The following is a 16,231-nucleotide window of genomic DNA, read 5'->3' as shown; positions in this document are numbered from 1 at the left end:
GGTTCCTCCCATCGTCTTGCTTGTTGGCTCTCCGGGGAGAGGCGGGACAGGGGAGGCCTTAGTCGATCCCGGCGTGCCGGGCAAGCGAGGGGCGGGTGCCCCGCGCCGCCTGCCCTGCGCCTTCAGTCGCGCGCCTCGGACCGCGCTTCGTCGCCCGCCGCGCCCCGCCGCCAGTAGGCGACGGCCAGATGGTCCTCGCGGGCGAGGCCCAGGCTCTTCCGGAAGTGACCCCTGATCGTCTTGAAGGCCTCGAACTCGCAGGCGGCCCAGGCGAAGACTCGGGGCCCCTGCGGCAGCTCGATCCCCCGCACCGCCTCGGCGAGGAGGTCCGTCGTGCCGGCGGGGCGGCCGCCGCGTTCGAGCCATCGCAGGTCGAGATCCGCCCGCGTCCGCAGCTCCTGCCGCTCGGCGGCGTCGGCGACATCGACCAGCGCCACCACGCGGCGCCCGGCCGGCATCTCCTCGAGGATGCGGCCGATCGCCGGCAGCGCCGTCTCGTCTCCCGCGAGGAGGTACCAGTCGGCCTCGCCGACGCCCGAGCCGCCCGGTCCCGTCATGCCCACGACGTCGCCCGGAGACGCCTCGGCAGCCCAGGCCGCTCCCGGCATGTGATCGCCCTCGTGCAGCACGAAGTCGACGTCGACGAGCCCCGCGCGGGCGTCGATGTGGCGTATCGTGTAGACGCGCATCGCGGGCCGTTCGCCCTCGTCGGGCCAGGCGATGTCGCCGTCCGCCCCGAGGATCGGCCAGACCGGCGCCACGTCCCGGCGCGGCGGCAGCAGGAGCCGCACGTGCAGCCCCCCGTGGGTGAAGCGCTCGAGGTTCTCGCCGGCGAGCCGGACGCGGCGCATCCGGGGCGTCACGTCCCGGGCCGAGACGACGCGCATCTCGCGGAAATAGGGCGGACGCTTGCCCGCCTCGTTCGCCCCGCTCCAGACGATGCCGTGGGCCTCGTCGGGCGCGAACTCCCGGAGGTGGCTCGTGAATCCCATCTGCAGGTAGGCGAGGGAGGTCGGGTCCGGCGACACGATGCTGACCCGCAGCGTCCGCGGCCCGGCAAGCGCCGTCGCGGTGCCGAACTCGTGGTCGAGCCGGCATGCGTCCCGCAACCGCGTCACCTTCCCGTGCTCCGCCAAATGCGCCTCGATCCGGGCGAGCACGGCGTCTGGCGCCCGAAGCGCGACCTCGCCCTCGGCCTTGAATCGCGAAGCTATCGTCATGCCGTCCCCCGCTGCGCGTCTTGTGCCTGCGGAAGGCCCGGCCATACCCCGGCGAGAGCTCCGCTGCGCAAACGTCGCTAGGCGAGGAGCGACGTCATGTCAATAAAGTTGACATTCAACTGCATGTTTTCCTGTCAGGCGGTCAGGCTCCGCAGGAGCAGCGCGTAGCGGCTCTCCGGATCGCGCGCCAGCTCCGCGGGCGGCCCCGCCTCCACGATGCGGCCGGCCTCGAGGAACGCCAGGCGATCGAAGCTCTCCAGACCCTCCGGCCGGTGCGTGACGACGAGCAGGCCGCGGCCGGCGCAGCGGCGGCGGATCTCCGCCATGACGTGTCGGGCCGTGTCGCGGTCGAGCCCTTCCGCCGGCTCGTCGAGGAGCGTGAACGGAGCCGGGCGGAGGAGCGCCCGCGCCACGCCGAACCTGCGGAGCTCGCCGCCCGACAGCGAGCTGCCGCCCTCGTCGGGATAGGAGCCGAGCCCGTCGGGCTGGTGCGTGAGCCACGGGCCAAGGCCGAGCGCGGCGAGGATCTCCGTCATCTCCTCGTCGGTGGCGCAGGGCGCCGCGATCCGCAGGTTCTCGCGGTACGTCTCGCCCAGGAGATGGGTCTCCTGCCGCGAGACGGTGAAGGCGCGGCGTAACGTCGTCTCGCCGAGGTCGGCAAGCTCGACGCCGCCGAGCCGCAGCGTTCCACCGTCGGGCTCGACGAAGCGAACGACCGCGTCGAGGAGGGTCGTCTTGCCGCCGCCGGAGGGGCCGAGCAGGGCGAGATGCTCGTCGAGCCGGAGCGTCAGCGATACGCCCGACAGGATCTCGCGGCCGTCGAGCGCGACCCGCAGGTCGTCGATCTCCATCGGGCCGTCGCGTGGCGTCGCGCGGTCCTGCGGTGGAAAGACGATCTCCGGCGCGGCGCGGCTGAGCTCCTCGAGCCTGGTTGCGGCGGCGGTGATCCGCGCGAGGCTCTGCCAGGCCGGCGGCAGCAGCGCAACGGCCTCGAACCCTGCGAGCACGGTGAAGGCGATGAGCGCGATCAGCGCGGGATCGAGCGCCCCGTCGCCGACCGCGGCGGCCGCGAATGCGAGCGTGCCGGTGACGGCGATCCCCAGTAGCCCCTGCGAGACGAGCTGCGACAGGCCGGTCAGCCGGGCGAGCCTCCGCTCGTCGAGGTCGCGTGATGCCTGCGTGTCGAGGAGCTCGTCGGTTTCCCGCCGCCAGCCCTCGTAGAGCAGGAGCTCCGGCAGGCTCGCCAGCCGCTCGACGAGGCGGGCGCGCAGCGTCGCTTCGAGGCGATGACGGCGGGCGGAGGGGCCGCGGCCGAGCCGCCAGGCGAGCCAGGGCCCGACGAGACCCGCCGCCGCGAGGCAGAGCCCCGCGAAGACGCCCGCCGCCGGCGCGAAGACACCGATCAGCGCGGCGCAGCCGATGACCGCGAGGAGCGCCACGAGCGTCGGCGCGACGATGCGCAGGTAGAGCCCATCGAGCGCGTCGATATCCGCCGTCAGGCGTGTCAGCAGGTCCCCGCTGCCGTGGCGCAGGAGGGCCCGCGGCGACAGCCGCTCGATCGCGCAGTAGACGTCCCGCCGCAGGAGAGACAGCAGGCGGAACGTGCCCTCGTGCGAGGCGAGCCGCTCGCAGTAGCGGCCGACGGTTCTCGTGACGACGAAGAGCCGGATGCCGGCGGACGGGACGGCGTAGTTGAAGACGACGCCGGCGAGGCCCGCGACGGCGGCCGCGCTGATGAACCAGCCGGACAGGGCGAGCAGGCCGATGCTCGAGGCGACCGTGACGAGGTTCAGGAGGAGCCCGAGGCCGAGGAGGACCGGAAACCGCCGCATCCGCGCGAGGTAGGGCAGCAGCGGGTGGCGGGAGATGCCGCCGTTCGTGCCGGCGGGTGACGGGGGCGTCTCAGCCATGGCCGGCCTCCGCGTGCAGCCTCACCGTGGCGGACGGGCCCGCCACGATGGAGGCGATCCTCCCCTGTTCGACCCGGGCGATCCGGTCGGCCAGCCGCAGGAGGTCGAGACGGTGGGTGACCAGCGCGACGGTGCGGCCCACGCGCAGGCGATCAAGCGCTCGGATGACCCGTTCCTCGCTCTCGTGGTCGAGGCTCGCGGTCGGCTCGTCGAGGAGGACGAGCGGCGCGTCGCGCAGGAAGGCCCGGGCGAGGGCGAGCCGCCTCGCCTCGCCGCCGGAGATCGGCCGGCCGCCGCCGCCTATGCGTGTCGCGAGGCCGGAGGGCAGGGCGCTAGCCCAAGGCCCGAGATCCGCCTTGTCGAGCGCGGCCAGAAGCGCTCCGTCGTCGGCCTCGGGTGCCGCGAGGCGCAGGTTTTCCGCAAGCGTGCCAGACAGGATCGCGGGGTTCTGGCCGACCCACGCGACGGCGCGTCGCCAGGCCTCCGGGGCAATCGAGACGATGGCGGTCCCGTCGTCCGTCGTGACGCTCCCGGCCTCGGGCTCGAGAAAGCCTCCGAGAAGGTTGAGAAGCGTCGACTTGCCGTGCCCGCTGGGGCCGACGAGCGCCAGGGTTTCCCCGGCCCGAATGTCGAGGCTCAGCCGGTCGAGCGCTGCCGGCTGGCCCGGCCCGTAGCGGCAGGTCACCCCCTCGAGCCGAAGCCCCAAGCGGCTGCGCGGTCCCCAGTCGACCGCACCGCCGCGCGCCGGCAGGTCGTGCTCGAGGATCGCGATCAGATCCTGCGCCGCAGCCTCGGCCTCGGCCTTGGCGTGGTAGTGCGTGCCGAGCTCGCGCAGCGGCTGGTAGAAGTCCGGCGCGAGGATCAGGATGAACAGCCCGGCAAAGAGGTCGAGGCCCTGGCCCCAGGTCCCGAACGACATGAAACCCAGATAGACGAAGCCGATATAGACAGCGAGGATGGCGATCGCGACGGAGCTGAAGAACTCGAGGACGGTGGAGGAGAGGAAGGCGAGGCGCAGCACGTGCATGGTGCGCTTGCGGAAGCCCTCGGATGCCTCGTGGACGGCCTCCGCCCTCTGGCCTCCGACGCCGAACAGCTTCAGCGTCGGCAGGCCGCGCAGCGTGTCGAGGAAGTGGCGGCCCATCCGGCCGAGCTCGCGGAACTGCTCCTCCTGGCGCTCCCGCGCCCCCGCGCCGACCATCGCCATGTTGAGAGGCACGAAGGGCGCCGTCATGAGGAGCGCGAGGCCGGCGGCCCAGCTCAGCGGGAAGACGGCGAGAAGGATGACGAGCGGGATCGTCGCGCAGAGCACGAGCTGCGGCCGGTAGCCGGCATAGTATCCGTGCAGCGCGTCGACCTGATCCCACACCCGGTTGCCGAGGACGGCGCTGTGCTGGCGGCGCGCCCAGACGGGGCCCAACAGGCCGATCCGCTCGAGGAGGTCGCGCCGCACCGCGTGCCTCACCTTCAGCGCGCCGAGCGTCGAGGTCTCCGTGCGCACCCAGGCAAGGGCGCCGCGCAGGAGAAAGGCCGCCGGCAGGACGAGGAGCGCCGGCACGATGCTCGAGAACGGGGCACCTTCGATCACCATGCTCTGGCCGATCGTGGCGACCGACCAGGCGATGGCGAGAAGCGGGACGACCGTCAGGCTTCCCGCGGCGGCGGCGATCCACGGCCACCAGCCCGCCCGGCCCGCATTCGCGGAGAGCCAAGTCCTGGGCGTGGAGGGGTCGGCCATGAGGCTCCTGCCGGAGAGGGATCTTGCGGGGCGTGGCGAACATGACGGCAGGGGGCCCGGATATCAACGCGGGACGGCGTCGCATCGGCCGCTATCGGCCGTCCCACTGGCCTCGCGATTCCAAGACCTGCCTCAGGAGCGAGGGCCGATCCGTCATCAGACCGTCGACGCCGAGGTCGAGCAGGCGGCGCATCTCCTCCTCGCGGTCGACGGTCCAGACGTGCACGTGGATGCCGCTCGCATGCGCCGCCTCGACGAAGCGGCGCGTGACGACGGGGATGCCCCGGAAGTGCGTCGGCACCTGGACGACGGGAAACGGCAGCGTCGGCGATCCGACGCCGAAGCCCGCCAGCCAGAGGCGCGCGACCCCGCCGTGGCTCGGCGACCAGCAGGCCCGGCCGCCGAGGAGGCCCAGCACCCGCCGGGTGCGCCGGACGTCGAACGAGCCGATGCAGACGCGCTCGACGGCGCCGCACCGCCTGATCGCCTCCGCCATCGGCTCGACGGAGGCCTCGACCTTCGCATCGAGGTTGAAGAAGGTGTCGGGGAAGGCGGCGAGAAGGTCGTCGAGCCGCATGAGGCGCTCGCCCCCCGGCGTGGTGAGCCGCGAGAGCTCGTCCCAGCCGTGGTCGCCGATGCGGCCTTCGGCGCCCATCACGCGCTCGAGCGTGTCGTCGTGGAAGACCACGGCGACGCCGTCGCGGCTCGCCTGCACGTCCGTCTCGATGTAGCGGTAGCCGAGCTCGACGGCGCGCGCGAACGCCGCCGGCGTGTTCTCCTCGCCCCCCTCGTGGGCGCCGCGATGGGCGAAGGCGATCGGGTGCGAGGCGTTCAGGAAGGCGTGGGCCGTCGCGGTCACCGGAGGCGCCGCCGTCAGGCCGCGACGCCGATCCGCTCGTTCGCGAAGGGTATGCCGAGCGCCGACCACGTTTCGACCAGCGCCTCGCCAAGCTCCCCGACCAGTTCGTCGTCGTGGAACGGCGTCGGCGTTATCCTCAGCCGTTCCGTCCCGCGCGGCACCGTCGGGAAGTTGATCGGCTGGATGTAGAGCCCGTGCCTGTCGAGCAAACGGTCGCTCGCCGCCTTGCACAGCTCCGGATCGCCGACGAGGAGCGGGACGATATGCGTCTCGGACGGCATCACGGGCAGGCCGCGGCTGCGCAGCACGTGCTTCGTCGTCGCCGCCTGCCGCTGCTGTCCCTCGCGCTCGGCGCCCGAGCCCTTCAGGTGCCGGATCGACGCCGTCGCCGCCGCGGCGATCGCCGGGGGCAGGGCGGTCGTGAAGATGAAGCCCGGCGCGTGGCAGCGGACCGCGTCGACGATGTCGTTCGACGCGGCGATGTAGCCGCCGAGGCAGCCATAGGCCTTCGCCAGCGTGCCCTCGATGACGTCGAGCCTCGCCATCTCGCCCTCGCGCTCGGCGATGCCGGCGCCGCGGGGGCCGTACATCCCGACGGCGTGCACCTCGTCGATATATGTCATCGCGCCGTATTTCTCGGCGAGGTCGCAGATGCGCCCGACCGGGCCGACGTCGCCGTCCATCGAATAGACCGACTCGAAGACGATGAGCTTCGCCCGCTCGCGGTCCTGCGCCTTGAGGAGGTCCTCGAGGTGCTCGAGGTCGTTGTGTCGGAAGATCTTCTTCTCGACGCCCGAGCGGCGCACGCCCTCGATCATCGAGGCATGGTTCAGCTGGTCGGAGAGGATCAGGCAGTCCGGCAGGAGCCGCGCGAGCGTGGAGATCGTCGCCTCGTTGGAGACGAAGCCCGAGGTGAAGACGAGGGCGTTCTCCTTGCCGTGCAGGTCGGCGAGCTCGCGCTCGAGCATCACCAGCGGGTGGTTGTTGCCGGAGATGTTGCGCGTGCCGCCGGCGCCCACGCCGAGGCGCGACGCCGTGTCCTGGAAAGCCTCCAGCACGGCAGGGTGCTGGCCCATGCCGAGATAGTCGTTCGAGCACCAGACGACGATGTCGCGGGGCCCGGTCTCGGTGTGGTGGACCGCGTGGGGAAACCGGCCGGCGATCCTGGCGAGGTCGGTGAAGACGCGGTAGCGCTTCTCCTCCCGCACGCCGTCGACGGCGTCGGCGAACACTCGTTCGTAGTCGAAAGCCATGAGCGGGGCGCGCTCCTTCAGGGGCTCGGGGCGAGATGCGGCCACCTAGGTGGCTCGCTCATGTCCCGACACTAGACATCCGGGGGCGACGCGCGTTGACGCGCATCAATCTGGCATCGTTCCAATCTAGCAAGCGGCACGCGGTGCGGCAAACCCGTCGCCGCCTGCCCTGCGCGTCGCCGGCTGCGGCAGGCCGCCTCACCCCTTGCCGCAGGCGGCGGCAAACTCGCCGATATGGTCCTTGAGGCCGTCCGTGCCGAACGTCGCCTCCCACTGGCGGGCGGGATCCTCGACGATGCGGACGCTCACCCGCTCCGCGGCCGCGACCTTGCGCGCCAGAGCCAGCGCCGTTCCGTGCCCCTCGCGGATCAGGGTGCGGCCGTCGTCGCCGACATTCCAGGCGGCCGGATCCTCGAGCTTCCCGTCGAACGCGAGCGCGGCCTTCATCGTCTGCGCCGAGGTGCCGTAGGGCCAGGTGACGCGGACGGCTCCGGAGCTGTCGCTGCACGAGAAGGACAGGAGCGTCATGGGCCGGTCGCCCTGACGCTCCGAGGCGCGCGTGAGCGTCATGTCGCGTGCGCCGGAGAGAGGCGAGGTCCATCCGGAGACCGACCAGGTGCGCTTGATGCCGCTCACTCTCGGCACGTGCAGCGACGCGGTCTCGACGTGCTCCCGTGCCGCCTCCGGGTCGAAGTCCATCTCTCCCTCGTCCTGCGCCAGCGCCACGAGCTGCTGCATTTCGACCTCGCGCGCCCGTTCGATGTCCTCCTGCGTCGGCAGATCGCCCGCGAGCAGCCCGGTCAGGTCGGGCGTCCGGCCGGGTGGCGTCGGCGGCAACGGGACGACGGGCAGGCTCGCCTGCATCTCTTCGTCAGGCTCGTCGCGCGTGGCGGCCTGGGCGGGGCTTGCGAACTCGAATAGCTCGACGAAGGACGAGAGAGGCGAGCCGCCCGGCGTTTCGGCGGACGAGGCGGTTTCCGGCTCGTTCGGCGGATCGACGTCCGTCGGCTCGGCCGCGGCGAGCACCAGCGGCTCCGCCTCGTCCGACTCGTCCTCCTCGTGCCGGACGAGCTCCGCCGGTCGCGGCTTCGGCATGGGCGGAGCCGCGGCGACGGCCGGCTCTGCCGGCGCGTCTTCTGGCAGCGCGACCGCGCTCCGCGACGCGCCACCCGGCCACCCTTCCGCGAGGAGCACGTCCGGAAGCTGTCCCTCCGTGGAAAGCGGTCGCGCCTCCACGACCTGCCGCGCGCCGGGACCCGGCGACGGCGGGATCTCGGCCGGCGGAGACGGCGCGATGCGCCATGCCGCACCCGCTGCGTCCGAGACCGCCACGATCAGGGTTCTCCGCGCCGCCGGGACGTCGGCCGGATCCTCGTCGGCCTCTGCCCGCGCCGGCGGCTGGGGAACGTCGCCGACGGCCAGCGTCCCGCCCGCGGCCTCGAGCCGCTCCCGCGCTCCGGCGCCGATCGAGCCCGTGGTGGTGCTCCGGCGCGGCAGCTCGCTGCTCAGCCTGTCGAAGCAGTTGAGGCGGAGCTCCTCCTCCGGGAGGGAGCGGCAGAGCTGCAGCTGCAGGACGATCTGGTCGTGCGACAGGATGGGCTGCGCCGAAGCCCCCGTGAGCAGCCCCCCGGCGGGGGAGAGGACGAGTGTCAAGCCGAGAGCGCCGAGGCGGAACTTTGTCGACAGCATGGCGTGGCCCCCACTCCCACAGGAGCGGTCCCGTGACGCGAATACAGACCGCACCACCACTACCAACGATCAGGGAGAAAACAAGGCGGCGCGTCGGGACGGCGGCAACCGTTGCACTTCGGCTACCCCTCGGCGCGGGCGGTCGGGCGGTGCGATGAAGGGGAAAAAGCTGGTGCTGCGAGAGAGGATTGAACTCTCGACCTCTCCCTTACCAAGGGAGTGCTCTACCACTGAGCTACCGCAGCGTCGTTGCGTCCGGTCGCACAATCTGCGCGAGGGAGCGGAAGCGTCGGCGCGAGGAATCGCCCCGGCCGAAGTCGCGCGGAAACTGCCACACCGTCGGCGGCGAGGCAAGCGTCTCTCCCGCCGCGCCGGCCGATGGGGTATCGTTGCCGCATGAGCGACGAATCGAAGGCGAAGGCGTCCCGGGAAGAGCGGCTGGCCGAAGCGCTGCGGGCGAACCTGCGGCGGCGGAAGTCCCAGGCGCGGGCGAGGGCGGCGCGCGAGACGGAAGCCGAGGCGGACGACGAGCCGCCGGCCCGGGAGGAGTGAAAGTCCCGGACTGTCACCGTCCAGTCATTGTCCTCGTGCGGCCACGGGGGTAGAGGCCTCTCCAACACCTCACACGAACGCGGGAGTGACTGCGTTGGAGAAGATTCGCATTCGCGGCGGGCGCAAGCTCGAAGGGACGATCCCGATCTCGGGCGCCAAGAACGCGGCCCTGCCGCTGATGATCGCCTCGATCCTGACGCCTGAGCGGCTGACGCTCGAGAACGTGCCGCGGCTGCGCGACGTCTCGCTGCTCGGCCGCATCCTCAACAATCACGGCGTCGACATGACGATCGCCGGCAAGCGGCAGCAGACGGCCGGCGAGGCCAGCCAGACGCTGCACCTCGAGGCCGCCGACATCTGCGACACCGAGGCGCCCTACGAGCTCGTCTCGCAGATGCGCGCGAGCTTCTGGGTGCTCGGGCCGCTGCTCGCCCGCTGCGGCGAGGCCCGCGTCTCGTTGCCCGGCGGCTGCGCGATCGGAACGCGGCCGGTCGACTTCCACCTTCAGGGTCTCAAGGCGCTCGGCGCCCAGATCGACGTGGAGGGCGGCTATGTCGTCGCGAAGGCCCCGAAGGGAGGGCTCGTCGGCGGCCGCGTCACCTTCCCCAAGGTTTCCGTCGGCGCGACCCACAACGTGCTGATGGCGGCGGCCATGGCGCGTGGGCAAACCGTGATCGAGAACGCGGCGCGGGAGCCCGAGATCGCCGACGTCGCGGAGTGCCTGCGGAAGATGGGCGCCCGGATCAGTGGCGCCGGCACCTCGACGATCGAGATCGAGGGCGTGAGCGACCTCCACGGCGCGACCCACGAGGTGCTGCCGGACCGCATCGAGACGGGCACCTATGCGATGTGCGTCGCGATGACGGGCGGCGACGTGGTGCTCGAGAACGCCCGCGCCGACCTGCTCGACGAGCCGATCGCGGTCCTGCGCGAGGCGGGCGTCGACGTGAGCGAGACGAACCGGGGCTTGCGCATCCAGCGCAACGGCCAGGCGCTCCAGCCGATCAGCGTGGAGACGGCGCCGTTCCCGGGCTTCCCGACCGACCTGCAGGCGCAGCTCATGGCCATGATGACCCGTGCGGACGGCACCTCGACGATCCGCGAGACGATCTTCGAGAACCGGTTCATGCACGTTCAGGAGCTGGCCCGCTTCGGCGCCGACATCTCCCTCGACGGCGAGTTGGCGACGGTGAAGGGCGTGAAGCGGCTGACCGGCGCGCCCGTCATGGCGACCGACCTGCGCGCGTCGGTCTCGCTCGTGATCGCAGGCCTCGCCGCCGAGGGCGAGACGACGATCTCGCGCATCTACCACCTCGACCGCGGCTTCGAGCGGCTCGAGGAGAAGCTCGGGGCGTGCGGCGCGGAGGTGGAGCGGCTCGCCGGCTGAGCCTTCCCCGGACTGCAAGCTTGAAGGCCGGCGGCCGGCGACCGATATCGGATCCCGAACCGACGGGGTCGTTGCATCGGCCCCGCGCCCCCGCTAACACCGAGGCGGAGCCTCTTCTCGAAGGCTCCGCCGCTTCGTTTGCAGTCATGATCATGAAGCCACTCAAGCTCATCGCCCTCGACGCGGAAGACCTCGAAATCCTCTCGGCGCATCTGCAGGATGCGGTCGGCATCGTCGGCGACGTCTGCTACCGCCCGAAGGAGCGCCGCTTCGTCATGATCCTCAACCGCTTCGTGTGGGAGGAAAGCGGCGGACGCTGGCAGCGCGGCTACGAGAGGCGGCGCACCGCGCTGCACTTCGAGCGCGTCACGGCCTGCCGCTGCCGCGGGATCGATCCCCGGACGAAGGACGGCGTCCTGAACCTCCTCGCAGTGCGCTTCTCGCCCGCCGAGGAGCCGTCCGGTCACGTCGACCTCATCTTCTCGGGCGGCGCGACACTGAGGCTCGAGGTCGAGTGCATCGAGGCCCGCGTGAAGGATCTGGGGCCCGCGTGGTCGACGAAGGCGCGGCCGGACCACGAGGCGGCGGAGGCCCCGGTCCCGCAATGAGCTGCGAGCGCGACCGCATCGTCTCCGTGACGCTTGACGAGGGATCGATCGGTCGCGGCAACCGGGATATCGAGCACGAGCGGGCGGTCGCGATCTACGATCTTCTCGAGGAGAACGAGTTCCGCGTCCTCGGCGAGGACAGGGGGCCCTATGCGCTCGACCTGTCGATCCAGGACAAGCGGCTCGTTTTCGACGTGCGGACGGAAGGGGGCGAGCCGGTCGTGACGCACATGCTCTCGCTGACGCCGTTCCGGCGCATCGTGAGGGACTACTTCCTGATCTGCGAGAGCTACTTCCAGATGATCAAGACGGCGAGCCCCAGCCGCATCGAGGCCGTCGACATGGGGCGGCGGGGCGTCCACAACGACGGCTCGCGCATCCTGGAGGAGAGGCTCGCCGGCAAGATCGAGGTCGATTTCGACACGGCGCGCCGCCTCTTCACGCTGATCTGCGTCCTGCACTGGAAGGGCTGACGCCGTGGCGGCACGGGGCCCTTCCTCGGGCGAGAGCGGCAGGCCGCCCTCCGCCGTCCTCTTCGCCTGCGGCATGAACGAGGTGCGCTCGCCGATGGCGGCGGCGATCATGCGCCACCTCTTCCCGCACGCCGTCTACGTCGCCTCCGCCGGCGTCCACGAAGGCAAGCCCGATCCGATCGTCATCGAGGTGATGGACGAGATCGGCATCGACGTGAAGAGCTACCGCCCCACGACCTTCGAGGATCTCGCCGACACCTCCTTCGACCTCGTGGTGACGCTCGCGCCGGAGGCGCATCACCGCGCGCTCGAACTCACCCGCACCATGGCGGTCGACGTCGAGTACTGGCCGACCGAGGACCCGACCCTCACCGAGGGCAGCCGGGAGCAGCTCCTGCATGCCTATCGGCGGGTGCGCGACGGGCTGATGCGGCGCATCAAGGAGCGCTTCGAGTGGCACCGCCCGCCGGCGATGTAGGGACGCGCCCCCGCCGCCATTTCGGTTCACAGCCGCTCCGCTTTCGGCTAGTTTCCGGCCATTCGCTGGGCGGGGCGCATGCAGGTGTCGATGGCCGGGGAAGAGGTGTTCGTCGAGATGACGCCGCACGACCTCTCCAGGCGCCGCATCACCTGCCGCTTCAAGTAGCCCTCGCCCGCATCCCGCCGATCCTGAAACGCCGGAGATAGTGAGAGTTCATGAGCGGACGGCCGAAGCTCGTTCTCGCCAGCGCCTCGCCGCGCCGCCTGGCGCTCCTGCAGCAGGTGGGCATCGAGCCCGATGCGCTGCGTCCAGCCGACATCGACGAGAGCCCCGCCAAGGGCGAGCAGCCGCGGACGCTGGCGAAGCGCCTCGCCCGCACGAAGGTCGAGATCGCCATGCGCGCCGCCGACCGCGACCCGGAGACGGCGGGCGCGCTCGTGCTCACGGCCGACACCGTGGTGGCCGTCGGCCGCCGCATCCTCGGCAAGCCCGAGACGGTGGAGGAGGCGTTCGCGTGCCTGCGTCTGCTGTCGGGGCGCAGCCACAAGGTCTTCACGAGCATCTGCCTCGCGACCGGCGACCGGTCGATCCGCCAGCGGCTGATCGAGACGAGGGTGCGGTTCAAGCGGCTCTCGCGCCAGGAGATGGAGGCCTACATCGCGTCCGGCGAGTGGCGCGGCAAGGCCGGCGGCTACGCGATCCAGGGCCTCGCCGGCGGCTTCGTGGTGAAGCTCGTCGGCTCCTATTCGAGCGTCGTGGGCCTGCCGCTCTACGAGACGATGTCGCTTCTCGCGGGCGAATCATACCCCGTCCACCACGACTGGCCGAACGCACCGGCCTGAGCCGCTTGCCCGGAGCGGCGAACGCGGCCAGATAGGCGTCATGACAGAGACCGAAGACACCCGTCCGTGCCCGATCTGCGGCCGGCCGCGCGAGGAGCGCTGGCGGCCCTTCTGCTCGAAGCGCTGCGCCGACGTCGACCTCAACCGCTGGCTCGTGGGTGCCTACGCCATCCCCGCCGTCGAGGAGGACGACGAGGAGGGCGAGCCTGCGCTGCCGCCCGGCACGGAGGATGAGGCGCCCTGACGCAGGCGCCCCCGCGGAACGCGTCCGGCGCCTCGCCCGTTCTCAGGCCATCGACAAAGCGCATCTCGCGAGCGGAAAAGGAGCGAGCGATGAACTGGGATCAGATCAAGGGCCAGTGGACGCAGTACAAGGGCGAGGCGAAGGTCCAGTGGGGCAAGCTCACCGACGACGACCTCGACGTCGCCGCGGGCCACCGCGACAAGCTCGTCGGCCGCATCCAGGAGCGCTACGGCTACGAGAAGGATCAGGCCGAGCGCGAGGTGGACGAGTGGGGCCGCGGGATCTCGAACCGCCCCTGACGTTCGTCCAGGACGTTCCGCCAGGAAATGGAGTGCCCGGCCCCGTGCCGGGCACTTTCGCTTTCGGCCGCTGCGCTCTCGTGGACCCGGAGGAGGGGCAACACACCCCCGCCGGGCCGTGTCGAGTTCTCGGTCTTTAAGTGCTGGACAGGGGCGCCGCGACTTTCTATAAGGCCCCTCGCTCGCCGGACGCGACACGCTTCGCCGGTGGCATGCCCAGGTAGCTCAGTTGGTAGAGCATGCGACTGAAAATCGCAGTGTCGGTGGTTCGATTCCGCCCCTGGGCACCATTTTCCCTCCGCTAGTCCGGCGCCTCCTGCCCCACCGACCGTGGCGGACGTAGTCTTTCGACCACTGTCTTCATTCTCGTGAAGCCCTGCGGAACGCCGCGCCGGCCGGCGCGGTTGTCGCTTGCGGCAGGGGCAGCGAAGGAGTTCATGATGGCGCGCGAGATCGGGCACACGGTGTGGGCGCTGGCGGAAGGCTACATCCCGGCCTGGAGCAACGGGCCGCCGCCGGAGTTCGAGAGCCACGAGACGGCCTGCATCCTCAACGCGGGCGACGAGCCGGCGAATGTCTCGCTCACGCTCTATTTCGAGGGCAAGGAGCCGGTCGGCCCCTACCGCGTGACGGTCGGAGCGCGCCGCACGGTGCATCTGCGCTTCAACGACCTCTCCGACCCCGAGCCCGTGCCGAAGGGCACCGGCTTCGCGACGGTGATCGAGAGCGACCGCCCGATCGTCGTCCAGCACACGAGGCTCGATTCGCGGCAGGCCGAGAACGCGCTCATGACGACGATGGCCTTCCCCGTGCGGTGACCGGAGAAGCGTCCGCGGCGGCCTCTTCGGGCCCGTCGTCGAGGATGATGCCCCCGGCGTGGCGGGAGGCGACCGTGTCCTGACGCCTGCGATCCTCGACCGTCTCGATCCCGTCGACCCGCCGGCGCCGGTCCGGGCCGAAATAGACGCCCGGTATCTCGACATAGACCGGCGGGCGCTGCACGAGCCTGGAGATGCGCTGGTAGAGCGTGATCGGCCTGAGCGGCTTCACGAGGCAGTCGTCGACGCCGGCATTGATCGCCCTGCGCAGGAGCAGCCGGTCGAGCTCGCCGGTCAGGAGGATCACGGGCAGGCGTCGGGCGGGCGCCGTCCCGCCGCGTATCGCCTTCACGAGGTCGAGCCCGGTGCCGTCCGGCAGCCGGAACTCCGACAGGACGAGCGAGACCTGCCGCTTGGCGAGGATCTGCCGCGCTTCCGAAAGCGTGCCGGCCTGCGTGATCTGGGTCATGTGGACGTGGCGCAGGATGTGCCCCACGACCTCGCGGAAGTTCCGCTCCGGATCCACGACGAGCACGTGGATGCCCCGGAGCTCCCGCGCGAGCGCCTCGGGGATCGTCGTCGGCAGCGAGGGGATCGCGGTCTGCATGGAAGGATGCTAGCTGCAAGCCTCCTAACTTCCCGTCAACCCCGTCAGATCCGCTCCAGGGCCTGCCTCAGGTCCGCGAGGAGGTCGTCGACGGCCTCCAGGCCGACCGACAGCCTGATCAGGTTGTCGGCGACGGCGCTCTGCGGGCTCTCGATCGAGCGGCGGTGCTCGATCAGGCTTTCGACGCCGCCGAGGGAGGTGGCGGGCACGAAAAGCTCGGTCGCCGCGGCGACGGCCCGGCCTTCCGCCGCGCCGCCCGCGACGAGGATCGACAGCATGCCGCCGAAGCCGCCGGTCATCTGGCGGCGCGCGACGGAGTGGCGCGGATGGCTGTCGAGGCCGGGATAGAGAACCCGTTCCACCTTGGGGTGGTCGAGGAGCGCGGTCGCGAGCGCCATCGCCGTCTCCGACTGGCGGGCGAAGCGGACATAGAGTGTGCGAAGGCCGCGCAGCAGGAGCCATGCCTCGAACGGGCCGAGCAGGGCCCCGGTCAGCATCCGGACCTGGCGGATCTCCTGCCACCGCTCGCCGTCCTCGCGCGCGACCAGCACCCCCGCGGTGACGTCGCTGTGGCCGTTCAGGTATTTCGTGGCGGAGTGGAAGACGATGTCGGCGCCGAGCTCGAGCGGCCGGGTCGTCGGGGGTGGCGCCCCCGTCGAATCGACGGCGAGCCGCGCCCCGTGGCGGTGGGCGGTCTCGGCGGCGGCGGCGATGTCGGTGATCGACCAGGTCGGGTTGGCCGGCGTCTCGATGCAGACGAGCTCGGGCCGCGCCTCGGCACAGGCCGCCTCGAGCGCGGCATCGTCCGTCTCGTCGAAGAGGGCGAGCCTGATGCGGCCCCGGGCGTCGAGGCGGCGCAGCCAGTCCTGCCCGCCGAAATACATCGTGCGGGGCGCCACGACGGCCGCGCCCTCGGGAACGCTCTCGACGAGCGCGGTGAAGGCGGCGAGCCCGGATCCGAAGAGCTGCGCCTCGATCCCGCCCTCGAGCGCGGCGATCGCGCGCTCGGCCTGGTCGACCGTCGGGGAGCCGTAGCGGGAATAGAAATGGGCGCCGAGGAGCTCGTAGTCGCCGCCGCGCGCGAAGGTCGTGGCGGGGTGGAGCGGCGGCACGACCGCACCCGTGGCGGGGTCGACCGCGTGCAGGCCCTGGGCCGCGATTGTCTCGGGCGACCGCTTGTGCTCGCTGCCCACGATGGTGCTCCTCCTGCCGAAGTCGTTCCCGTCTTCGGTAGCAGGCGGTGCGACCCGG

17 protein-coding genes and 2 tRNA genes are annotated in these 16,231 nt (G+C 71.4%); 10 read left to right on the top strand and 9 right to left on the bottom strand.

Going from position 1 to position 16,231, the window contains the following annotated elements; all coding sequences use genetic code 11:
* Window positions 1–122: 122 nt before the first annotated feature.
* The 7 genes from N177_RS14270 to N177_RS14240 all read right to left on the bottom strand — a co-directional run bounded on the left by N177_RS14270 (window position 123) and on the right by N177_RS14240 (window position 8,914).
* Entirely contained in the window at window positions 123–1,220 is a 1,098-nt protein-coding gene (locus N177_RS14270) for a siderophore-interacting protein (RefSeq protein ID WP_023433071.1), read from the bottom strand.
* Between the two features lie 134 nt (window positions 1,221–1,354).
* The gene (gene cydC, locus N177_RS14265) at window positions 1,355–3,130 is read right to left on the bottom strand and encodes a thiol reductant ABC exporter subunit CydC (protein WP_023433070.1); all 1,776 of its coding nucleotides are present in this window, start codon (window positions 3,128–3,130) and stop codon (window positions 1,355–1,357) included.
* On the bottom strand, window positions 3,123–4,868 hold the full coding sequence (cydD, locus tag N177_RS14260; RefSeq protein ID WP_023433069.1) for a thiol reductant ABC exporter subunit CydD: 1,746 nt from the start codon (window positions 4,866–4,868) through the stop codon (window positions 3,123–3,125). Before cydD ends, cydC begins: the two co-directional genes overlap by 8 nt.
* A gap of 91 nt (window positions 4,869–4,959) precedes the next feature.
* Entirely contained in the window at window positions 4,960–5,727 is a 768-nt protein-coding gene (locus N177_RS22090; RefSeq protein WP_023433068.1) for a glycerophosphodiester phosphodiesterase family protein, read from the bottom strand.
* A gap of 14 nt (window positions 5,728–5,741) precedes the next feature.
* On the bottom strand, window positions 5,742–6,980 hold the full coding sequence (gene hemA / locus N177_RS14250; RefSeq protein ID WP_051402399.1) for a 5-aminolevulinate synthase: 1,239 nt from the start codon (window positions 6,978–6,980) through the stop codon (window positions 5,742–5,744).
* 198 nt (window positions 6,981–7,178) lie between these two features.
* Window positions 7,179–8,669, bottom strand: a complete 1,491-nt coding sequence (locus N177_RS14245) for a hypothetical protein (protein ID WP_023433066.1) — start codon at window positions 8,667–8,669, stop codon at window positions 7,179–7,181.
* 170 nt (window positions 8,670–8,839) lie between these two features.
* A tRNA-Thr gene (locus N177_RS14240) sits at window positions 8,840–8,914 on the bottom strand.
* Between the two features lie 151 nt (window positions 8,915–9,065).
* On the opposite strand from N177_RS14240, the gene N177_RS21905 reads away from it, so the two are divergent.
* From N177_RS21905 to N177_RS14195, 10 genes are all read left to right on the top strand, one after another.
* Window positions 9,066–9,221, top strand: coding sequence for a hypothetical protein (locus tag N177_RS21905; protein ID WP_023433065.1), 156 nt, complete (start codon window positions 9,066–9,068; stop codon window positions 9,219–9,221).
* Between the two features lie 94 nt (window positions 9,222–9,315).
* On the top strand, window positions 9,316–10,608 hold the full coding sequence (gene murA, locus N177_RS14235; RefSeq protein ID WP_023433064.1) for a UDP-N-acetylglucosamine 1-carboxyvinyltransferase: 1,293 nt from the start codon (window positions 9,316–9,318) through the stop codon (window positions 10,606–10,608).
* Window positions 10,609–10,760: 152 nt separating this feature from the next.
* Window positions 10,761–11,216 carry a DUF2948 family protein gene (locus N177_RS14230; protein ID WP_040485890.1) on the top strand — a complete coding sequence of 152 codons (456 nt, stop codon included), beginning with the start codon at window positions 10,761–10,763 and terminating at the stop codon, window positions 11,214–11,216.
* Window positions 11,213–11,689 (top strand): UPF0262 family protein, encoded by a 477-nt coding sequence (locus tag N177_RS14225; protein WP_023433062.1) that lies wholly within the window; start codon window positions 11,213–11,215, stop codon window positions 11,687–11,689. The genes N177_RS14230 and N177_RS14225 overlap by 4 nt, the downstream gene beginning before the upstream one ends.
* 4 nt (window positions 11,690–11,693) lie before the next feature.
* Window positions 11,694–12,167, top strand: a complete 474-nt coding sequence (locus tag N177_RS14220) for an arsenate-mycothiol transferase ArsC (RefSeq protein ID WP_023433061.1) — start codon at window positions 11,694–11,696, stop codon at window positions 12,165–12,167.
* Window positions 12,168–12,385: 218 nt separating this feature from the next.
* Complete coding sequence (locus tag N177_RS14215) at window positions 12,386–13,012, top strand: Maf-like protein (protein ID WP_023433059.1); 627 nt, start codon at window positions 12,386–12,388, stop codon at window positions 13,010–13,012.
* 40 nt (window positions 13,013–13,052) lie between these two features.
* Complete coding sequence (gene yacG / locus N177_RS14210) at window positions 13,053–13,256, top strand: DNA gyrase inhibitor YacG (RefSeq protein ID WP_023433058.1); 204 nt, start codon at window positions 13,053–13,055, stop codon at window positions 13,254–13,256.
* An 89-nt stretch (window positions 13,257–13,345) separates the two neighbouring features.
* Complete coding sequence (locus tag N177_RS14205; RefSeq protein ID WP_023433057.1) at window positions 13,346–13,555, top strand: CsbD family protein; 210 nt, start codon at window positions 13,346–13,348, stop codon at window positions 13,553–13,555.
* A gap of 214 nt (window positions 13,556–13,769) precedes the next feature.
* Window positions 13,770–13,845: transfer RNA gene (locus N177_RS14200), tRNA-Phe, on the top strand.
* A 150-nt stretch (window positions 13,846–13,995) separates the two neighbouring features.
* Complete coding sequence (locus tag N177_RS14195) at window positions 13,996–14,373, top strand: sensory rhodopsin transducer (RefSeq protein ID WP_040485889.1); 378 nt, start codon at window positions 13,996–13,998, stop codon at window positions 14,371–14,373.
* Here the strand turns inward: N177_RS14195 and N177_RS14190 are convergent.
* Complete coding sequence (locus tag N177_RS14190; RefSeq protein WP_023433055.1) at window positions 14,342–14,980, bottom strand: response regulator; 639 nt, start codon at window positions 14,978–14,980, stop codon at window positions 14,342–14,344. The genes N177_RS14195 and N177_RS14190 overlap by 32 nt on opposite strands.
* Window positions 14,981–15,024: 44 nt before the next feature.
* Window positions 15,025–16,173 (bottom strand): trans-sulfuration enzyme family protein, encoded by a 1,149-nt coding sequence (locus tag N177_RS14185; RefSeq protein ID WP_023433054.1) that lies wholly within the window; start codon window positions 16,171–16,173, stop codon window positions 15,025–15,027.
* Between the last annotated feature and the right edge of the window lie 58 nt (window positions 16,174–16,231).

The sequence above is a fragment of the Lutibaculum baratangense AMV1 genome (assembly GCF_000496075.1).
Taxonomy (GTDB): domain Bacteria; phylum Pseudomonadota; class Alphaproteobacteria; order Rhizobiales; family Tepidamorphaceae; genus Lutibaculum; species Lutibaculum baratangense.
This window is presented reverse-complemented; position numbering and strand designations above follow the sequence as displayed.